Genomic DNA, 19,248 nt, shown 5'->3' on the forward strand with positions numbered 1-19,248 from the left:
GAACGAAGGGAAATCCCATGAGACGCTTTGAATACCATCGGGCGGAAACGCTGGAGCATGCCTCTCGTCTACTCACCGAGCTCGGCGACGACAGCTTTTTGTTCGCCGGCGGTACGGACCTTCTGGTTGAGATTAGGGAGAGGCTGCGGCGCGTGCGCAACGTCATCGATATCAAGCATATCCCCGGCCTTTCCGAGATCACATATGACGAAACCCGGGGCCTGACCTTTGGCGCGCTGGTGACGGTCGGTCGCCTCGAGCGTCTGCCGTTGGTGGGCGCGCGCTATCCGAACCTTAGGGCCGCGTTCGCTTCGCTGGGCTCCATCCAGGTGCGCAACCGCGCCACCGTGGTCGGCAATATCTGTCGCGCCTCGCCCTCGGCGGACACGATTCCGCCGCTAATCGCCGACGGGGCCTTCGTGCACATCTACAGCCGCACGAACATCCGTGTAATCCCGCTTTCGGAATTTTTTACAGGCCCTGGCAAGAGCGTGCTCGCCAAGGGCGAGATAGTCACCGGCATTACCGTGCCGCCGGCGCTCGAAAACAGCGGCAAGGCCTATCTGAAACACGGCCGCCGAAAAGCGATGGAGCTCTCCACGGTCGGCGTCGCCGTCAGCCTGACCATGGAGGATGGCGTGTGCAACGACATCCGCATCGCGCTCGGCGCCGTGGGCGCAACCGTACTGCGTGCGCGACAGGCCGAAAGCGTGCTGCGCGGCACGGCGCTCGACGCTGCAACAGTCAAGAGTGCCGCCGCGAAGGCGATGGAGGAGTGCACGCCGATCAGCAATGTGCGCGCCAGCGCCGATTACCGCCGCGACATGGTCGGCGTGCTGACCGGCCGCGCCATCAAACAGGCATTGGAGGCTTTCGCATGAAACGGATCGTCGAACTCACCATCAACGGCGAGCCGCGCGACATGGCGGTTGATCCCTGCCGCTCGCTCCTGGACGCGCTTCGCGACGACGTCGGTCTCACCGGCACCAAGAAGGGCTGCGACGTCGGCGACTGTGGCGCCTGCACCGTGCTCGTAGACGGCGAGCCGGTCAACGCCTGCTTGATGCTTGCCGTCGAAGCGGAGGGCCGCGCGATCGAGACGGTCGAGGGGCTTCAGCCGGGCGTCGATACGCTGCATCCCCTGCAGGATGCCTTCATGCGGCACGGAGCCTCGCAATGCGGCTTCTGCACACCGGGCATCCTGATGATGGCCAAGAAGCTGCTCGACGACAATCCGCGGCCCACCGACGAAGACATACGCTTCGGGCTCAGCGGCAATATCTGCCGCTGCACCGGCTACACCAAGATTTTCGACGCGATCAAATCCGCCGCGCGCGAGATGGAGGCAGCAAGATCATGAACATGACGACCCCAATCGAAAAGCGCGACTTCAAGATCGTCGGCAAGAGTGTTCGCCGCGACGACGTGCTCGAAAAAGTGACGGGCGAGGCGCAGTATACCGGCGACGTCAAACTGCCCGGCATGCTGCACGGCAAGATCAAGCGTGCGGCAATCGCCCATGCTCGCATCAAGAGCATCGATATCAGCAAGGCGCTCGCCTATCCCGGTGTCAAGGCGGTGTTGACGCATGAGACCGTGCCGCGCGTTCTGCATTACGGCTCGCCACACCCGCGTTCGGCCTCCTGCACCAAGGACCAGTATATCCTCGACGACCGTGTGCGGTTCTGGGGCGAGGGCGTCGCCGCCGTCGCCGCGATCAGCGAGGAGATCGCTGACGAGGCGCTGGACCTGATCGAAGTCGAATACGAGCCGTTGCCGGCGGTGTTCGAGCCAGAGGAGGCCGCACAGCCTGGCGCGCCACTGATCCACGAGGTCGGGCCTGGCGGTAACCTGGTGCTCGATCCGGTGCGCGTCAGCCGCGGCGATGTGGAAGCCGGTTTTGCCGAGGCGGATTTCGTGCTCGAAGGCGTCTTTTCCGGCGGGCGACCACATCCGGCCTACATGGAGCCCAATGTCTGCATTGCCGACTGGGACGGTTCGAACAAGCTCACCTTCTGGACCTCGACGCAGACCTCGTTCATGGTGCGCGGAATTCTTGCCGAAGTCCTCGGCCTGCCGCTCACCAAGGTGCGCGTCATCGTCGACCATATGGGCGGCGGCTTCGGCGCCAAGCAGGACCTCTTCCAGCACGAATTCCTCTGCGCGCTGCTCGCCAAGGAAACGCGCAGGCCGGTGAAGATGGAATTTACCCGGCACGAGACCTTCGTTGCCGGCCGCGCCCGCCATCCCTGCAAGATCTGGCTGAAACAGGGTTTCCGTAACGACGGCACCATCGTCGCGCGCGACATGAAGCTCGTCTACGACTCCGGCGCCTACGGCTCGCACGGGCCGGGAGTGACAATCGTCGGCACCACTGCTGCCACCTCGCTCTATCGCTGCGAGAATGTGCGGCTGGAGGGACGTTGCGTCTACACCAACACGCCGATCAACGGCGCCTTTCGCGGCTATGGCGTTGTGCAGAGCTATTATGCGCTCGACATCCAGATGGACGAGGCGGCCGAGCGTCTGGGCCTGGACCCGGCCGAGCTGAAGCTGAAAAACGCGGTGCGTGCGGGCGACATTGCGCCCTCCGGCCACCCGATCATCGGCCACGGGCTGGAAATGTGCATCAAGCACGGCGTCGACGTGGTCGACTGGAAAGCATTGCGCAATCTCGACCGCACGCCGGACCCGAAGCGCCCGCACATCCGCAAGGGCTGGGGCATCGGTTGCGAGATGCACGGGTCGTCTGCATACCCGGGCATCAAGGAACAGGGCAATGCCACCGTGAAGGTCAACGAGGACGGGACCATGACCCTCCTGACCGGCGCTGCAGGCCTTGGCACCGGTGCCCATACCGCGCTGGCACAGATTGTCGCGGAGGAACTTGGCGTGCGCTTCGAGGATGTCGGCATCATCCACGGCGATACCGACGTGGTGCCGTGGGATATCGGCGCGTTTGCCAGTCACACGACCTATCTCGTCGGCACAGCTGCGAAGATGGCCGCCAGCAAGGTCCGCGCTGCTGTTCTGGAGCGGGCGGCAATGAAGCTGCAGGTTTTGCCCGCCGACGTCGATCTCAGTGAAGGTAAGGTCTTCCTGATCACGGATCCCACCAGCGTTATGACAGTGGCCGAGGCGATGGGTCCCTCGCGCGGCATTCCTGCAGCCAATATCGTTGCAAACGGTACCTATGAGCCGACCAAATCCTACTCCTTCGCCGCGCATTTCACCGAAGTGGACGTGGATATCGATACTGGCATCGTCGAGGTCAAACGTGTCGTGCCGGTGCATGACGTCGGTCGCGTCATCCACCCTATCGCCGCGCAAGGTCAGATCGAGGGCGGCATCCAGCAGGGTATCGGCCATACGCTCACCGAGGACTACGTGATCGACAAGACGACCGGCCGGTCCCTTAACGCCGGCCTCGTCGACTACAAGATGCCGCTGTCGATGGACATGCCGGGGATCGAGACGGTCATCCTCGAGGCGGCCCCTGATCCGGGCGGCCCGTGGGGGGCAAAGGGCGTCGGTGAGGACCCGATCATCGCGATCGGTCCGGCCATCGCCAACGCCATCCATGACGCCATCGGCGTTCGCTTCCGCCACTATCCGATCACTCCGGAAGACATTCTGAAAGCCTTGAGGGAGAAGGGCGCATGAACATCCATATCGAAGCTGCGAACCAGCAGAAGCTCCCGATCACGATCCTGACAGGGTTCCTGGGATCGGGAAAGACGACGCTGCTCAACTACATCCTCACCGAACGGCACGGCCACCGCATCGCCGTGATCGAGAACGAATTTGGCGAGGTGGACGTCGATAGCGACCTGGTGCTTGCCTCGGACGAGGAAATTTTCCAGATGCAGAACGGCTGTATCTGCTGCTTCGTCGACGTGCGCAACGACCTGATCGACGTGATGAAGAAGCTCCTCAGCCACAAGGACAAGTTCGACCACATCATCGTCGAAACCTCCGGACTTGCCGATCCGACGCCTGTGGCCACCGCCTTCTTCGTTGACCGCACCGTCGCCGACGAGGTGGAGCTGGATGCGGTGGTGACGCTGGTGGATGCTAAACATATCGACCAGCACCTCTATGATCCGGTGCTGGACGGCAGCGACAACCAGGCGGTCAACCAGATTGTCGCGGCCGATCGGATCATCGTCAACAAGATCGACCTTGCCGGCGAAGAGGCGCTTGGTTCGCTGGAGGGCTCGCTGCGCAAGCTCAACCAGACTGCGCCGATCCTGCGGTCCAGCTACGGTGTCGTCGAACTCTCCAACATCCTCGGCATCAACGGCTTCCGGCCGTCCTATGTTCGCGACCGTGCGGAAATCCTCGACATCGACCTGGACGAAGACCACGACGCGCATCACCACATCCACGCGGACTGCCACGATCCAGCCTGCGACCACCCCGACCATGACCACCCCGACCATGACCACCACCACCACCATGATCATGGCCATGCGCACGAGCCCGTTCGCCGCCCGCACCAGCACGACACGACGGTGAAATCCCATTCCTTCGTCTATCCGGACCCCTTCGACCGCGAAAAGCTTGCGACCTTTCTGAAGGGCTATCTCGGTGCGCACGGCGACGACATCTTCCGCACCAAGGGCATCGTTTCGGTCGCCGATGATGATCGCTTCTTCGTCCTCCAGGCGGTGCACAAGCTGGTCGATTTCCGCCCGGACCACGCATGGGGCGAGGACAAGCGGAAGTCGAAATTCGTCTTCATCGGCCGCAATCTCGACCGTGACGGCATAGACAGAAACTTGCGTGCATGCCTGGCGATCTAGCGGCACTTCTCCCGCCGCGAACACCGCTTGCGCAAGTCCCTCTGTCTGAACCGCCCGCGCGCCCTCCAGCGCGCGGGCGGTCGCTGCCGTTGTCGAAAAAATCATTTAAAAACAATATGTTAGATTAATTTTTTTATTGACATAAAGCCCGTCCCGTGGTTTCCTCGACAGCGAGTAGAAGCACCGACAATTGCTCACCGTCTGTTGGAAGATGAGGCCGCGATGTCGATGCTCACGAAGAATGGAATACCCGTTGGTTGCAGCCGCCCTGCGGCATCCGCACCAGCTTTCCTTCCCCGTCATCGGCATTTCCTGAGATCGCGGATCCACGCCCGCTTCGGCCGGCCTGGTTCACTGCGCGGCCCCGCATCGACCGGACCCTCTACGACAGGAGAACGCAATGATAATTGACCTAAGCTGCTACCCCACCGACCTGGTGGACCTGGCTTGGCGCCACGACGGGGCGCCGTTCACCGGTGAGCGGCTGCTGCAGATGATGGACGGCCCCTATTACGTCAACGGCAAGCCGCGCCGTATCGACAAGGCCTTCATCCAACCGCCGCAGGGCAACACCATTTACACCCACGAGGTCATGGACCTGGAAGGCAAGGCCGCCATCCGCCAGTACATGGCCTATACGGAAAAGATGGTGACGGAGCATCCCGACCGTTTCCTCGGCTGCTTCGTCTACAACCCGCGCTACGGCACGGCAAATGGTGCCGAAGAGATCGAACGCTACGCCAAGGAGTTCGATTTCAAGATGGTGCAGCTCCAGGCGAACATGCACGCCTACCGCCCGGACCGCGCGCTCGACTGGTTACGGCCGGCCATGAAGAAATGCGCCGATCTCGGCCTGATGGTGAAGGTGCACACCGGCGACGGTCCCTATTCGATCCCCACGGAGTTCTACCCGATCATCCGTGAGTTCCCGGAAGTGAACTTCATCCTGGCGCATTTTGGCGTGCAGACGGGCGGCGTCTATGTGTTCGAGCCGATGCAGATGGCGCTCGACACGCCGAGCGTCTACGTGGAATCCGGCTGGTGCCTTCAGTCGCGTATCGTCGAATTCGCCAAGGTCCTGCCCAAGCACAAGATCCTCTTCGGCTCCGATACACCGCCGAACGAGCCGGGCATGTGGATCAACCTTCTGGAGGTGCTGTGCCACGAACCGCCCCAGGGCCTCAACCTCGATGAGGATACGCTCGAAGATTATCTCGGCAACAACGTCGCCCGGATGATCGGGCTGGAAGCGACGAAACCACCGGCCACCGTCGAGGAAGCCGAGGCGTATCTGCGCCAGCACGGCGTAGCACTTGCCGCGTAAATTTGAACGGAGTGAACAATGATCATCGATACCCATCTTCACCCGACCAACCTCGTCGACGAGGCGTGGCGTCACACGGGCGAGCCCTTCACGGGCGAGCGGATGCTCAAGCTGATGGACGGCCCCTATATGATCAACGGCAAGCCGCGCCGGATCGACATGGGCTTCATCCAGCCGCCGCCGGGTAATACCGGCTACCGCGACGGCAATCGGAAGGGCCGCGACGGCATTCGCGACTACATGGCCTATTGCGCCGAGCTTTGCCAGAAATACCCGGACCGCTTCATCGGCAACTTCAACTACAACCCGCGCTGGGGGCCTGAAAACGGCGCAGCGGAGCTGGAATTCCATGTCAAGGAATACGGCTTCAAGATGCTTAAGCTGCACGCCAACATGCACGGCTATCGCCCCGACCGCGCGCTCGATTGGCTGCGTCCAGCAATGAAGAAGTGCGCCGAACTCGGCGTGGTTGTGCTGATCCACACCGGCGACGGGCCCTACACGATCCCCACGATGTTCTACCCGATCATTCGCGAATTCCCGATGGTCAACTTCATCATCGGCCATTTCGGAATTCAGACGGGCGGCAACTATTCGTTCGAATCGTTCTGGATGGCCATGGACACGCCCAATGTTTATTGCGAATCCGGCTGGTGCTTCCAGTCGCGCATCGTCGAGTTTGCCCAGCAACTGCCGAAGAACAAGATTGTCTTCGGCACGGACAGCCCACCGAACGATCCGGGCATGTGGCTGCGCGAACTCGAGGTGCTTTGCAAGGACCCGCCGCACGGCATCAACCTCTCCGAGGACGATCTGGAAGGTTATCTCGGCAATAATATTGCAAAGCTCGTCGGCATCGACCCATCGCCGCCGCCACGCGACCTGAGGGACGCCCGGGCGCGCCTGAAGGACAGTTATGCCGGTGTCGATCGTGCCACCGGCCGGCATCTGGAATTCGCCTGATTTGACGACAGCGGCGCCCTTTGGGGGCGCCGCCACCCATCCGCAGCATCGAGGCCGAGACATGACCAAGTATCACAAGCAAGACGTTCGCCGTTTCCTAGCCGACTACCGGGAAGACCATGGCCAGGACGTCATCACCATCGACCGGCCCGCCTCGGACGATCAGGACGTGACCGCGCTGATCTGGACCCTTGCCAACAAGGGCCAGCATCCGATGCTGCACCTCACGAATGTCAGCGGCATCGGAGCTGAGGTGCTCTCGAACATCTTCGCCTCGCGTGACCGCATCGCCCGTCTTCTGGGCTCTACCGCCGACGCCCTGCATGAAGCCTATCAGGCGCGCGCCAACCGGCCGTTCACGCCGGAGCTTCTGGAAAGTGGCCCGGTCACTGACGAGATCATTTCAGGCGATGCCGTCGATCTCCACGCGCTGCCCATGCTCAAGCACTTCGACACGGACCGCGCGAAATACATCACCAGCGGTATCATCATCGGCGAGCATCCCAAGACCGGTGCCGGCAATCTCAGCTATCACCGCGCGATGATCCATTCGAAGAATTCGCTCGCGACCTCGCTGCATTCACGTGGCCATCTCTGGCGGTTGATGAACATGGCGAAGGAGAGGGGCGAGCCCATGCCGGTCGCCATGGTGATCGGCGGCCATCCGCTGTTCATGCTCGCCGCCTCTGCCCGTCTTGCCTTTGGCGAGGATGAGCGCGATGTGGCGGGCGGCCTGATGGGCGAACCCCTGCAGGTGGTCCGCACGCCGAAATATGGTATCCGCGTTCCCGCCCATGCCGAAATCGTGCTGGAGGGTGTGCTGGATCCTGAAGCCCATGTGGAAGAGGGGCCGTTCGGCGAATTCACCGGCTATTCCTCCGACCGCTCGACGAACAATCTCTTCACCGTCGAAACCATTATGCGTCGGCGTGATGCCATCCTCATCAGCGTTGCGGGCGGCAATTCCGCCGAACACCTCAATCTCGGCCGTGTGCCGCGTGAGGCGGAAGTGGTGGAAAAGCTGAGGGCTCGCTTCCCTTCGATCACGGCAGTGCATTACCCGTCCTCGGGTACCCATTTCCACGCCTATATCGCGATGAACCAGATGCGCGAGGGTGAGGCCCGACAGGTGATGCTCGGCCTCCTCGGCTGGGACCAGTATCTGAAGACTGTCGTCGTCGTGGATGCAGATGTAGACATCACCCGCGACAGCGAGGTGCTCTGGGCGCTCGCCACCCATTTCCAGCCCCACAAGGACGTCGTCATCATCGAGGGCCTGCCGGGCAATGCGCTCGATCCCTCGGCAAGCGGCATTGGCACGACCTCGCGCATGGGCCTCGATGCCACGCGCGGGCCGAATTTCCACGGCGTGCGCGCCCGCATCAGCGACGAGGCATCCGCCCGTGCTGCGGCGCTCCTCGAAAGTGTGGGGTAGGCGATGACGACGCGGCCCAGACGTATGATCGTCGGTATTTCGGGCGCTTCCGGCGTGGTCTACGGCAAGCGCATCCTCGAAGTGCTGCGCGACCTCGACATCGAAACGCACCTGATCATGTCGCGTGCGGCCTGCATCACGCTTGCGGCCGAGGCGGATTTTTCGAAGCAGGATCTCGAGGCGCTCGCCACGACCACCCATTCCAACAAGGATATCGGAGCCGTCTGTTCCTCCGGCTCCTACAAGACGCTCGGCATGATCGTCGCGCCCTGTTCGGTAAAGACGCTGGCAGAGATCGCGACCGGCACGACCGACAACCTGCTCTCGCGCGCCGCCGACGTGGTGCTGAAGGAGCGCCGCCGCCTCGTGCTGATGCTGCGCGAGACGCCGCTCCATCTCGGCCACATCCGTAACATGGCGCAGGTCACGGAGATGGGCGGTATCATCTATCCGCCGGTGCCGGCCTTCTACGCCAAGCCCCAAAGTCTCGGCGAGATGGTCGACCATACGGTTGGCCGCGTGCTCGACCTCTTCGACCTCGACCCTGGCATCGTACGGCGCTGGCAGGGAACGCAGGCAGGGGCCGAATAGCATGACCGCCCGCATTGCTCCCGACCTGGAACCGATCGCGCAAGTTCCCTGCGCCGCTTTCCTGTCGGACGATGCGATCGACATCCTGCGCTTTGCCGCAAAGTCTCTTGAAGACGGCTACGTTGCCGCCCTGGTTACGCTCGTTCAAATCCACGGCGGTGCGGCCCGCGCTATCGGCGCGCAAATGGCGGTGCGGCAAGACGGCCTCTATTGCGGGTTTGTTTCCGGCGGCTGCACCGAGGCGGCGGTTGCGGCTGAGGCCGTGATCGCCCTGCAAAATGGCACGGACCGAAATCTCCGGTTCGGCGAAGGTTCGCCCTTCCTCGACATCGTGCTGCCCTGCGGCGGTGGCATCACGCTCGCGATCCACGTCATCCGCGATGCAGCCGTTCTGCTCCGGACACTTGCGGCCTTACAGCAGCGCACGCCCGTTCGCCTGCGCTACCATCCCCGCCAACGGACGCTCGTCTTCGAGCCGGGCGAGGGGGCGACCGGTTGGCAAGGGGATTGCTTCGTGCGCGCCTACCGCCCACGGCAGAGGCTTCTCGTCGCCGGTACGCCGATGGAAGCCGGCGCCGTGGCACGCGTCGCAGCCGCGTCCGGCTACGAGATCATTGCCGCCGAGTGGGGCCGGATGCCTCCGCAGGATCAATTGGACGGGGATACCGCGGTCGCGCTCCTGTTCCACGATATCGACCGGGAATTGGCATTGCTCGAGCGTGCCTTGGCATCGCCGGTCTTCTACATCGGAGCACTCGGAAGCCGGCGCACCCATGCCAAGCGCTGCACGGTCCTACGGCAGCGCGGTTACGGTGAGGCCGACCTTGCCCGCATCAAGGCTCCAATCGGAATCTTCGACAAGGCAAGGGACGCGAATTCGCTTGCCCTTTCGGTCGTTGCAGATGTCGCGAAATCACGCGTTGCGTCCGAGTAGTCAGGGAAATGTCCGGTGCCCCTCCAGGATTGCAATGTACAAACCTACACCGGTGACGCCCCCGACGAAGCTCGCGGCACCAGCGTTGGTGGCGACACAACACCTGGTTCGTGGTCGTGGTGGCCCAGACGGGCCAGGAGCAGATCGACCGCCGCCGCCGCCACCTGATCGAGATGAAGATTAACCGCCGTGAGGGGCGGGGTGGCCAACTTGGCACGCATGCCGTCATAACGGGTCGCAAGGCGGAGGTCCTGGGGAACCTTGCGTCCGACGGAGCGTGCCGCGTCCAGAACGCCGGTCGCAAAGGCGTCGACCGGCACGCATAGGGCAGAAATGGTGGGGTCCGCCCGCAGGAGAGCTTCGGCGGCCACGGCCGCGGCCTGTTCGCCCCCCCGTTCGTCAACGCGAACGGCAAGGGGTGAGAGCCCGGCTTTCGCCATGCGCTCCGCATAGATGGTTTCCATCTCGATATAGGAATTGCGTCTTTGCACGCCGGTTATCAGCCCGACGCGACCGCCGCCTGCGAGCAGGTGATCGAGCATTAGGTGGGCCGTTGCCCCACTCTGCAGATCCACGAAGGGAAGGTCGTCCCGACCGGGCGCGCGTCCGATGGAGACGACATCCACGCCCCGATCGAAGAAGAAATCCAGCACCGGATCATTGAGTTCCGGCTCGACGACGATGGCGCCATCCACTTCAAGCGCGTCCAGGCTGTCGCTCGGACCAAGTGGAGGCACGAGGCACAGCGCGATGCCGCGCGAAAAGGCTGCGACGGCGGCGGCCGCGGCGATCTCCATCAGGAAACCCAGGCGCGAGGGACCAGCAGCAACCGCGAATGGCATCGATGAGACGAGCGCGATCGATCCGGCCCTTCCGGTTCGCAAGCGTTGCGCACGGTGGTTGGGCCTGTAGCCAATTGCGTGTGCGAGTGCCTCGATGCGCTTGCGTGTTTCCGGCTCAACATAGCGGCGCCCGCTAAACGCGTGCGACACGGTGGTGACAGACACGCCCGCCGCCTTGGCTAGGTCGGCGATAGTAGGTTTTCCCATGATGCCTCCAGTTTGCCCGTCTTAGCATGTCGCCGGCACTCTGCAAAACGATTTGCATTCCCGAGATTCCATGGTACGGGTCGCGTCATGCAAAACGATTTGCATGACGGCTTGAGGAGGCCGGGAGGAGGAAATGATGCAAAATGAAATGAATGGAGTGGTCGATCCGGCCGATGAAAGGCTGCCATTGCGCAGCCTGGTCTTGTTTGGCGTTCAGCACGTCCTGGTGATGGCGGCGTCTCCTATCACCGCCGTTTTTCTGGTGAGCAAGGCTCTTGGCTTTTCCGAGGCGGTGACGGTCTCGCTCATCAGCGCAACCTTTTTTGTCTGCGGCCTCGGTTCGATGCTCCAGAGCTTTGGTCCGAAGGGTTTTGGCGCGCGCTTGCCCTTTGTCATGGTACCGGGCGGCGCGCCGATCGCCATCTTCCTGGTGATTGCGCAGCAGACCGATGTCCAGACAGCGGTGGGCGCTGTCATTGTGACGGCCATCTTCTATTTTCTCGCGCTGCCCGTCTTTCGCCGGCTGCTGCGCTACTTTCCGCCAATCGTCGTCGGAACGATGCTGCTCTTGGTCTCTGTCAACCTCGTGCGCATCTATGGCGTGACGATCACCGGCAAGCCCGGAACTGAAGGCTTCGCGGCGCCGATCGAGGTTGGTCTGGCCCTGATCACCATCATTCTGACGGTCGTCGCTGCGCGCGTCTTTCGCGGTACGCTTCAGCGGCTTGCCGTCATGCTCGGTCTGGTAGGCGGTTCACTCGTCGCTCTCACCCTCGGCCATATGGATTTGTCCGGCGTCCTCGTCGGCCCGGTCGTCGCCGTTCCGCAGCTGTTTCCGTTCGGCATGCCGAAGTTCGATCTTATCGCCGCCGTGCCTCTCATCGTCTTCTCGATCATTTCGATGGCGGAGGCGACCGGTCAGACCATCGCCACCGCCGAGATCGTCGGGCGTAGGGGAGATGTGCATGCGATCGTTCCGGCAACCATTCGCGGCGATGCGTTGATGTCTCTCGTCGGCGGCCTGTTCGGCACGTCCTTGATCATCACCAGCGGCGAGAACGTCGGCATCGTGCGCGCCACCAATGTCAAGTCGCGCTACGTAACCGCCATGGCGGGCGCAATTCTCGTCCTGATCGCTCTCGTCGCGCCGGTCGGACGCATGGCCACGGCGTTGCCTGGTGCTGTCGTCGGCGGCACGGCGGTCATCGTCTTCTCGATTATCGGCGTCATCGGGATCGACCTTTTGCGTCGTGTCGATCTGCGCGAACACGGTCCGATGTTCACCCTGGCCTCAGCCCTGTCGATCGGCCTTCTGCCGATCCTGGTGCCGGGCGTCTACAGCCAGTTTCCGCAATGGACGCAGATGGTCCTCGGCAACGGGCTTGCCGCTGGCACCATCACGGCCGTCGTCGTCAACGCCTTCTTTTCCCACTATGGCGCCGGCACTGCGGCATCGGCGCCATCACTGCAATCCACTGCCCAGGGAGCAAACGAGTGACCGCAATCCGCCCAAAACTGTCGACAACCGATGATTTGCTTCTGCGTCCAGGTTACATCCTGCTGCCGGAAGGGCCACGAGCCGGTATGGCCGTCGTCATACGCGCCGGCAAATTTCACCGGGTCGACACGGCGCAGGCGATAACCAGGGACTATCCGGAGCTCGCGCCGACCGACCTGCCGGGTCATCTCCTGATGCCCGGCTTCGTCGACACCCATACGCACCTGACCCAGTCACTCGGCAAAGCCCTGGTATTCGGGGAGCCGTCCGAGATCTTTCGACGGATCTGGGTGCCGCTGGAAGGCAGTCTGGACGAGCGAATGGTCTATCTCTCTGCCAAGCTCGCCGGACTGGAGTGTCTGCGCGGTGGCTTCACCACCGCCGTTGATGCCGGCACCCGTTCGCAGGGCTATATCGGCGCGCTCGTGCGCGCCGCGCGCGAAGTCGGGCTTCGCAGCGTCGTCGGCTTTATCTGCAATGATCTTGGCGGCGCCGCGCACATCCCTGAACCAGACGTCATCCTGCAACAGGCCGAGGAGCACCTGTCGACCTTTAGCGGCGATCCGCTGATCCATCCCTCTCTGGCGATATCCATTCCGGAAGCCGCCAGCGATGCGATGTTGAAGGCGGTTTCCGACATGGCGGCCGCGGCCGGGGTCGTGTTCCAGACCCATGTCAACGAACATCTCGTTGCCGTGGAACGTTCGCTGGTGGCGAGGGGCCGCCGGCCAATCGAACACCTGGACCACCTGGGGGCCCTCGGCCCCCAGGTTCTGCTGGCGCATTCAACGCTCGTCACACCGCATGAACTCAACCTTTTGCGGAAAACCGACACCGCCGTCGCCTACAATCCGGTGGCAAGTCTGTGGAAGGGCAACGCGGTGGCGCCAGCGCTGCATATGGCAGCCCTCGGCATCCGCTTCGGGCTTGGCACCGACGGTACCCGCGCCGACGGGTTTCGGCTCATGGATGCGGCCGAAGGCTTGCAGCGCGCGGGCATTGGCCTTGCTACGGGAGATTCGTCCTGCGGTGGCGGCTCACTCTGGCTGGATCGTGCGACATCCGGTGCTGCGAACGTGGCGGGCCTATCGGCGGTAACCGGTTCGATTGCCGAAGGCCTTGCCGCCGACTTCCTGCTCGTCGATCTCGACCGGCCGGAGTTTACCCCCTCGCACGATCTCATGTGGGAGCTTGTCCGTTACGGCAATCGCGACCAGATCGATGCCGTCTTCACCGGCGGGCGCCTCAGGCTTTGGCAAGGCTGGCCCATCGACTGGGATGCGCGGGCATTGTTGGCGGAGATAAGGGGGGAGGCTGCTGCTGTTATCGCGGCGGCGCCGATCCAGAGAATTCACCCGCTCTCCGAAACGCATCGCGGTCTTGGGCACTATCAATGAGCATTAGCCTTATCGCCATTCTGGCCATCGTGACGTTCGTCTCCGCGTTCATCCAAGGCGCACTCGGGATCGGCTTTGCCCTGATTGTCGCGCCGGTCGTCGGGATGTTGAAGCCTGAACTGCTTCCAGTGACACTGCTCCTGTTGATGCTGCCGCTCAATCTGCATGTCGCGCTGCGCGAGCGCGCGCACGTCGACTGGTCGGGCGCGACCTGGATCACCGTTGGCCGGTTTGCTGGAACGTTCGCCGGTCTCTGGTTGCTGGCCGCGCTTTCACTCGACCAGCTGGACCTTGCGGTCGGTATTTTCACGGTGATTGCCGCCGCCGCCGCTCTTGTTGCCCCACCGTTTACGCCGAACAAACCGAGCGCCCTCGGTGTCGGCCTGTTCACGGGGGTCACCGAAACCGCCACTGGCATCGGTGGCCCACCTCTCGCCTTGCTCTACCAACATGCCAAGGCACCGGTCTTGCGCGCAACGGTCGCCTTTTGCTTTCTCGTCGGGGAGGTGATGTCGCTGGTCGTGCTGGCTATCTCCGGACGACTGGGTTTTGAGCAGCTGCTTGCGGCACTCTATCTGACACCCGCGGTCCTGCTTGGAAGCGCTGTCTCCAGATTGGCGCATCATCGTATCGGCGGACGTGGTCTTCGCGTTGCCGTTTTGAGTTTTGCCATCGTCAGCGGAGTGTTCCTCATTGTGCGCTGAGGCAAGGAGCACATGCGCATGGGGGCCGGAAGGCGCTCGCTGGGTCTTGCAGCATGCTCTTCATTGGCTACGGGCCGCCCGGGAAAGGTTAGGGTATTGGCTGTTTCGGCGGAGAGTTCCGTACTTTTCGGTGGCTTTGTGCGGATTGAATACAAGATTATAGGAGAAATGCATTCAATCTGGTTGGAGTTGCACGCCAGGCTACGTTGCGAGGAGGATGCTTGGCGTGGCGCCGGTCATCCTCGTCGTCTTCCTGCTCTTGCGGCTCAGTCTGGGTGATCCGGCGATCCTGACGTGTCGGAGCGCAGCGCTCAGGGATACGAGGTCGTCACCCGTCTCATCGTCTAGAGCGCTTCCGATTTAGACGGAACCGCACAAACGCTCTATCTCTTTGTTTTTACGCATTTCCTGACGGAAAACCGCTTCGCACTTTTCCTGGAAATGCTCTAGGCAAGGCCCTCCGCCGCAGCGTAGGCGGACAGCACCTCCTTGATGTTTCGGTCGCCATCCGTGGGAAGGAGTGCGCGTGTCGTAACCGACTCGAGGTGATGCCCCATAAGGGTGGTCGCCTCGTCGGTCTTGCCAGCAATCAAGTTGTCCAGAAGGTCCCGGTGTTCCGATACGGCGCACTCCGAAGAATGCGGTCGGCCATAGAGCGCGAGGATCAGCGAACTTCGGGCGACCAGTTCGTTCACGTAACGAATTAGGCTCGTGTTGTTCGTCATCTGCGCAAGGAGGGTATGGAACTCGCCCGCCAGCCGGATCGACGGAGCCCGCTCCTTCTTAGCGGCTTCCTCGAGCGAAATATGCGTGGAAAGCACGTCGATTTGCTCGCTGGTCAATTTGCCCGAAAGTGTTTCCACCACGAGCCGTTCCAGCGCCATCCGAGTAAGGAACAGATTGCGCCCTTCTTCGAGCGTCGGCCGTGAAACCATCGCCCCCTTGTTCGGGCGTAACTCGACCAATCCCTCCTGGCTAAGGCGAACCAGCGCCTCGCGGACCAGGGTTCGGCTGACACCAAGCCGTTCGCCGATAGAATCTTCCGGCAGTTTTGATCCTGGCGAAAGCGCCTGGTCGAGGATTGCGCGTTTCAGGACACGATGAACGGCCTGAGCGCGGCCACCGCCTACATCGCTCTCTTTCTTTGCCATTCTGATTTCTCCAAATCCTGGTGATTGTCACCTCGAATTGCATACAAAATGGCGGCATGTCCAGTGCCTTGGTATCTCGAGAGGCAAGCTGTTTCGACACCCGTCCTGTGCGAGGTCCGAGGCATCAACGTCGACCGAACGTGACGAGGCCAAAGTGCCACCGCCGATTCAGAGCAAATCATTTTCGCTCAGATCGGTGATTGCATCGCTTGCGCATAGCGTGATGGGTTGAAGCGCATGTAAAGGAAGAACACGCTGGCGACGCAGAGAAGATGCATCACCCAGCCAGGGGCGAAGCTGCCGCTGACGTCGTGCAGGAATGCGGTGGCGAAGGGGCCGAGGGACGCGATCAGGAAACCGCCACCCTGCATCAACGCCACCAGCACGCCCGCCTCCTCCGGCCGCGGCAGATGATCGAGGGCGGTGACGATCGCCAACGAGAAGCTGCTGCCGAGGCCGGCGCCGCACAAGGCTGCCCAGACGGCGGGCGCTGCCTGCGGCATGAAAGCGAAACCGGCAAAGCCGACTGCCTGCATCGCCAGCGTCATGCGGAGGAACGCTCGCCGGTCGATGCTGCGGCGGGCAAGAACCGGCAGGGCGAGGGCCGCCGCTGCCTGACAGATTGCCATCAATGCCACGAGATTGCCGCTGTCGCCGCTGCTCCAGCCAAGAGATTGGTAATAGGGGGCCAGCCAGGCGACGGCGGAGGAGTAACCGGCGTTGACCAACCCGAAGGCGACGATAAGCGTCCATGTACGCGGCCGGCGGAGCAATCTGCCGGTGAGCGCTTTGTCTGGACGGTCGCTGCGCGAGTCCGACAGGATGAAACATGCGGCGCAGAGAGCGACAAGTGCGGGCGCCGCGAGCCAGGCCAGCGCTGGGCGCCAGCCATAACCGTGATTGACGAGAAGTGGCGTCAGCCGCGCGCCTAAGGCCCCGCCACCCATCAGGAACGCGGAATAGAGTCCAGTGACAACCGGGATGCTTTGGGGAAACTCCGCCTTGATGATGCCGGGAAAGGCCGCCTGGATGAAGGCGGCGCCGGCGCCACAAAGGGCGGCGGTTGTCACCAACGCTGCGCCGCCGGGCGCGACCAGCCGCAGCAGGGAGCCGGCGGCTAGCACAAGCAGGGCGATGAGAATACCGCGGCGCGTGCCGATCCTGGCCTGCAGCGAGGGCGACACGAAGGCGCCGACGCCCATCAGCATCATCGGCAGCAGCGTCAGCAAGGCCAGACTGCCATATCCCATTCCGGTTTCGGCGACGATCTCGGACAGCACGGGCCCCGGTGCGGTGAGAAACGGCCGCAAATTGACAGCAACCAGCAAGACGAGGATGAGCAGCATCCATTGCCGGCCTGTCGCGGGCTGGGTTGATTTCGACATGATCGGGTGTTTCCTTTACGTCTTCTTTTTATTGCGGTGACCCGAAAAGGCATGCGCGCGGTGGTGCACCAATTCGTTCGCGACGTGCAATAACTTCGGCACAGCAGCAAAGCCACGCCGTGCACGGGATTCATTCAATCAAATCCGTATCTCGGCTGTGACGCGGAAGACGCGCGGCGTTTCCAGCGTATCGCGCAAACCTGACCAGTCGATCATGAGATCGGCTTCAAGCTGGGCGGCATCGAGAACGGCGTGCCGGCAAGGGGAGATTCTCATCCGTTTTGCCATCCACGGCCAGGCCGAGGCGAGTTCGCGCCCAGGATGCGCTCAAGTGACGGGGCAAGACGAAGAAGCTCACGGGTATATTCGTGTTTCGGCGCGGTGAAGAGGGTTTCGGTATCGGCAAGCTCGACGATCTGCCCTGACTTCATGACGGCCACGCGGTCGCACATCTGACGGATCACCGCGAGGTCGTGGCTGATGAACAGCATGGAGAGGCCGGCGAGATCGCGCAGATCCTTCAGGAGGTTGAGGAGCTGCGCCTGTACCGAGACGTCGAGCGCGGAGGTCGGCTCGTCGCAGATGAGCAGCGAAGGGCGCGGCCCGAGCGCGCGCGCAATGGCGATCCGCTGGCGCTGACCGCCGGAAAAAGCATGCGAGAAGCGCGCGCCGGCGTCGGCGGGAAGGCCGACAGCTTCGAGCAACGTCCTGGCGTCCTGCCGGGCTTCCTGCGCATTGGAAGCGAGCTTGTAGAACAGGATGGGCTCGGCAATCGCGGAGTTGATGCGCAGGCGCGGGTTGAGTGCCGAATAGGGGTCCTGGAACACCATCTGCAGGGACTGGCGCACCGATTTTTCACGTCGGGCGCCGAGCGCCGTTCCCTGAAAATCGATGGTGCCCGAACTCTGGGTGACGAGGCCGGCTATGGAGTTGGCGACGGTGGTCTTGCCGCAGCCGGATTCGCCGACGAGGCCGAAAATCTCGCCGCGCCGGACGTCGAATGAGACGCCCTTGACCGCCTTGAAGACCGACGCCTTGCGGCCTGGGATCAACGAACGGCTGCCATACTCCACCGCAAGGTCGCGCACGGAGAGTACCACGTCGTCGCGGCTGCCCGCCTCGCTCTTTGCACTCTTGCGGCGCACGGTGGCGCGGGCGTCGAGCGACACCTGCGTTTCCTCACTTGGGACCGGTAGACGCTCAAGGCGTGTTTCGATGGGCGGCACGGCGGCGATCAGCGTGCGGGCATAGGGCGCCTTCGGCGCGGTCAGCACCTCGCGCGTCGGCCCGCTTTCCACCACCGCGCCGTTCTGCATGATGGCGACGCGGTCGGCGATCTCGGCGACGACACCCATATTGTGCGTGACGAGCAGAATGCCGACGCCGCGCTCGTCCGCAAGATCGCGGATGAGCTTGAGGATCTGGGCCTGCACCGAGACGTCCAGCGCCGTCGTCGGCTCGTCGGCGACGATAAGCTGCGGATTGCATGCGAGTGCGGTGGCGATGACCACGCGCTGGCGCTGTCCGCCGGAAAGCTGGTGCGGATAGCTGCTGAGCCGGCGTTCGGGCTCCGGAATACCGACGGCCTTCATCAGTTCCAGCGCGCGGGCCTTCGCCTCCTTGGACGAAAGCTTTAGATGGGTGAGCATGCCTTCGCAGAGCTGGCTTTCCACCGTGAAGAGCGGGTTGAGGCTCGTCATCGGATCCTGGAAGATCGCGCCGACATCGCGCCCGGGCACAATGCCTTCGGTGCGGCCGGTGCGTAGGTCGATGTGCTTGCCGGCGATGACGATGGAGCCGGATGCGATTCTGCCGGGGGCCTGCAAGAGACCCATCAGCGCGTTGCCGACAGTGGTCTTGCCGGCGCCGGATTCACCGACGAGGGCGTGGATTTCGCCGGGCCGGATCATCAGATCGGTGTTCTTGACGGCCTTAAGCGTGCTGCCGTTGGCCAGCGGATACTCGACGCAGAGATTGCGAATGTCGAGGACGGGGAGCGTGGATTCGGTCAT

General features: G+C 62.8%; 17 protein-coding genes. 12 read left to right on the top strand and 5 right to left on the bottom strand.

The features are described 5' to 3' along the window. Positions 1 to 17 precede the first annotated feature (17 nt). The 9 genes from ASD00_RS13390 (at position 18) to ASD00_RS13430 (ending at position 10,052) form a co-directional block, all read left to right on the top strand. A complete protein-coding gene (locus ASD00_RS13390; protein WP_057207099.1) occupies positions 18 to 881 on the top strand; it encodes a xanthine dehydrogenase family protein subunit M in 864 nt (287 codons plus the stop codon). Next, the gene (locus tag ASD00_RS13395; protein WP_025430365.1) at positions 878 to 1,360 is read left to right on the top strand and encodes a (2Fe-2S)-binding protein; all 483 of its coding nucleotides are present in this window, start codon (positions 878 to 880) and stop codon (positions 1,358 to 1,360) included. Before ASD00_RS13390 ends, ASD00_RS13395 begins: the two co-directional genes overlap by 4 nt. Then, on the top strand, positions 1,357 to 3,663 hold the full coding sequence (locus ASD00_RS13400; RefSeq protein ID WP_057207101.1) for a xanthine dehydrogenase family protein molybdopterin-binding subunit: 2,307 nt from the start codon (positions 1,357 to 1,359) through the stop codon (positions 3,661 to 3,663). The genes ASD00_RS13395 and ASD00_RS13400 overlap by 4 nt, the downstream gene beginning before the upstream one ends. Beyond that, complete coding sequence (locus ASD00_RS13405; RefSeq protein WP_057207103.1) at positions 3,660 to 4,805, top strand: GTP-binding protein; 1,146 nt, start codon at positions 3,660 to 3,662, stop codon at positions 4,803 to 4,805. The genes ASD00_RS13400 and ASD00_RS13405 overlap by 4 nt, the downstream gene beginning before the upstream one ends. Before the next feature lie 400 nt (positions 4,806 to 5,205). Beyond that, positions 5,206 to 6,129 carry an amidohydrolase family protein gene (locus ASD00_RS13410; RefSeq protein ID WP_025430362.1) on the top strand — a complete coding sequence of 308 codons (924 nt, stop codon included), beginning with the start codon at positions 5,206 to 5,208 and terminating at the stop codon, positions 6,127 to 6,129. Positions 6,130 to 6,147: 18 nt separating this feature from the next. Further along, entirely contained in the window at positions 6,148 to 7,092 is a 945-nt protein-coding gene (locus ASD00_RS13415; RefSeq protein WP_057207105.1) for an amidohydrolase family protein, read from the top strand. 61 nt (positions 7,093 to 7,153) lie between these two features. Then, a complete protein-coding gene (locus ASD00_RS13420) occupies positions 7,154 to 8,527 on the top strand; it encodes a UbiD family decarboxylase (protein ID WP_057207320.1) in 1,374 nt (457 codons plus the stop codon). A 3-nt stretch (positions 8,528 to 8,530) separates the two neighbouring features. Continuing rightward, positions 8,531 to 9,118, top strand: coding sequence for a UbiX family flavin prenyltransferase (locus ASD00_RS13425; RefSeq protein ID WP_057207107.1), 588 nt, complete (start codon positions 8,531 to 8,533; stop codon positions 9,116 to 9,118). Position 9,119: 1 nt separating this feature from the next. Beyond that, positions 9,120 to 10,052 (top strand): XdhC family protein, encoded by a 933-nt coding sequence (locus tag ASD00_RS13430; RefSeq protein WP_057207109.1) that lies wholly within the window; start codon positions 9,120 to 9,122, stop codon positions 10,050 to 10,052. Between the two features lie 44 nt (positions 10,053 to 10,096). Here the strand turns inward: ASD00_RS13430 and ASD00_RS13435 are convergent, their stop codons facing one another. Further along, a complete protein-coding gene (locus tag ASD00_RS13435; RefSeq protein ID WP_025430357.1) occupies positions 10,097 to 11,101 on the bottom strand; it encodes a substrate-binding domain-containing protein in 1,005 nt (334 codons plus the stop codon). A gap of 133 nt (positions 11,102 to 11,234) precedes the next feature. Here ASD00_RS13435 and ASD00_RS13440 point away from each other — a divergent pair, with 133 nt between their 5' ends. From ASD00_RS13440 to ASD00_RS13450, 3 genes are read left to right on the top strand one after another with little or no spacing between them, the layout of a single operon-like run. Next, positions 11,235 to 12,599, top strand: a complete 1,365-nt coding sequence (locus tag ASD00_RS13440) for a uracil-xanthine permease family protein (RefSeq protein ID WP_057207111.1) — start codon at positions 11,235 to 11,237, stop codon at positions 12,597 to 12,599. Further along, positions 12,596 to 13,996, top strand: a complete 1,401-nt coding sequence (locus ASD00_RS13445) for an amidohydrolase (protein ID WP_057207113.1) — start codon at positions 12,596 to 12,598, stop codon at positions 13,994 to 13,996. Before ASD00_RS13440 ends, ASD00_RS13445 begins: the two co-directional genes overlap by 4 nt. After that, positions 13,993 to 14,700, top strand: a complete 708-nt coding sequence (locus tag ASD00_RS13450) for a sulfite exporter TauE/SafE family protein (RefSeq protein WP_057207115.1) — start codon at positions 13,993 to 13,995, stop codon at positions 14,698 to 14,700. The genes ASD00_RS13445 and ASD00_RS13450 overlap by 4 nt, the downstream gene beginning before the upstream one ends. A gap of 446 nt (positions 14,701 to 15,146) precedes the next feature. Here the strand turns inward: ASD00_RS13450 and ASD00_RS13455 are convergent, their stop codons facing one another. The 4 genes from ASD00_RS13455 to ASD00_RS13465 all read right to left on the bottom strand — a co-directional run bounded on the left by ASD00_RS13455 (position 15,147) and on the right by ASD00_RS13465 (position 19,248). Continuing rightward, positions 15,147 to 15,851 (bottom strand): GntR family transcriptional regulator, encoded by a 705-nt coding sequence (locus ASD00_RS13455; RefSeq protein WP_025430353.1) that lies wholly within the window; start codon positions 15,849 to 15,851, stop codon positions 15,147 to 15,149. Positions 15,852 to 16,039: 188 nt separating this feature from the next. Beyond that, the gene (locus tag ASD00_RS13460) at positions 16,040 to 17,236 is read right to left on the bottom strand and encodes a cyanate transporter (protein ID WP_057207117.1); all 1,197 of its coding nucleotides are present in this window, start codon (positions 17,234 to 17,236) and stop codon (positions 16,040 to 16,042) included. A 138-nt stretch (positions 17,237 to 17,374) separates the two neighbouring features. Next, a complete protein-coding gene (locus tag ASD00_RS39955) occupies positions 17,375 to 17,512 on the bottom strand; it encodes a hypothetical protein (protein WP_156408056.1) in 138 nt (45 codons plus the stop codon). Continuing rightward, positions 17,509 to 19,248: an ABC transporter ATP-binding protein gene (locus ASD00_RS13465; RefSeq protein ID WP_057207119.1), complete on the bottom strand. Its 1,740-nt coding sequence runs from the start codon at positions 19,246 to 19,248 to the stop codon at positions 17,509 to 17,511. The genes ASD00_RS39955 and ASD00_RS13465 overlap by 4 nt, the downstream gene beginning before the upstream one ends.

This window comes from Ensifer sp. Root31 (assembly GCF_001424825.1).
In the GTDB taxonomy this organism is placed as follows: Bacteria; Pseudomonadota; Alphaproteobacteria; order Rhizobiales; family Rhizobiaceae; genus Ensifer; species Ensifer canadensis.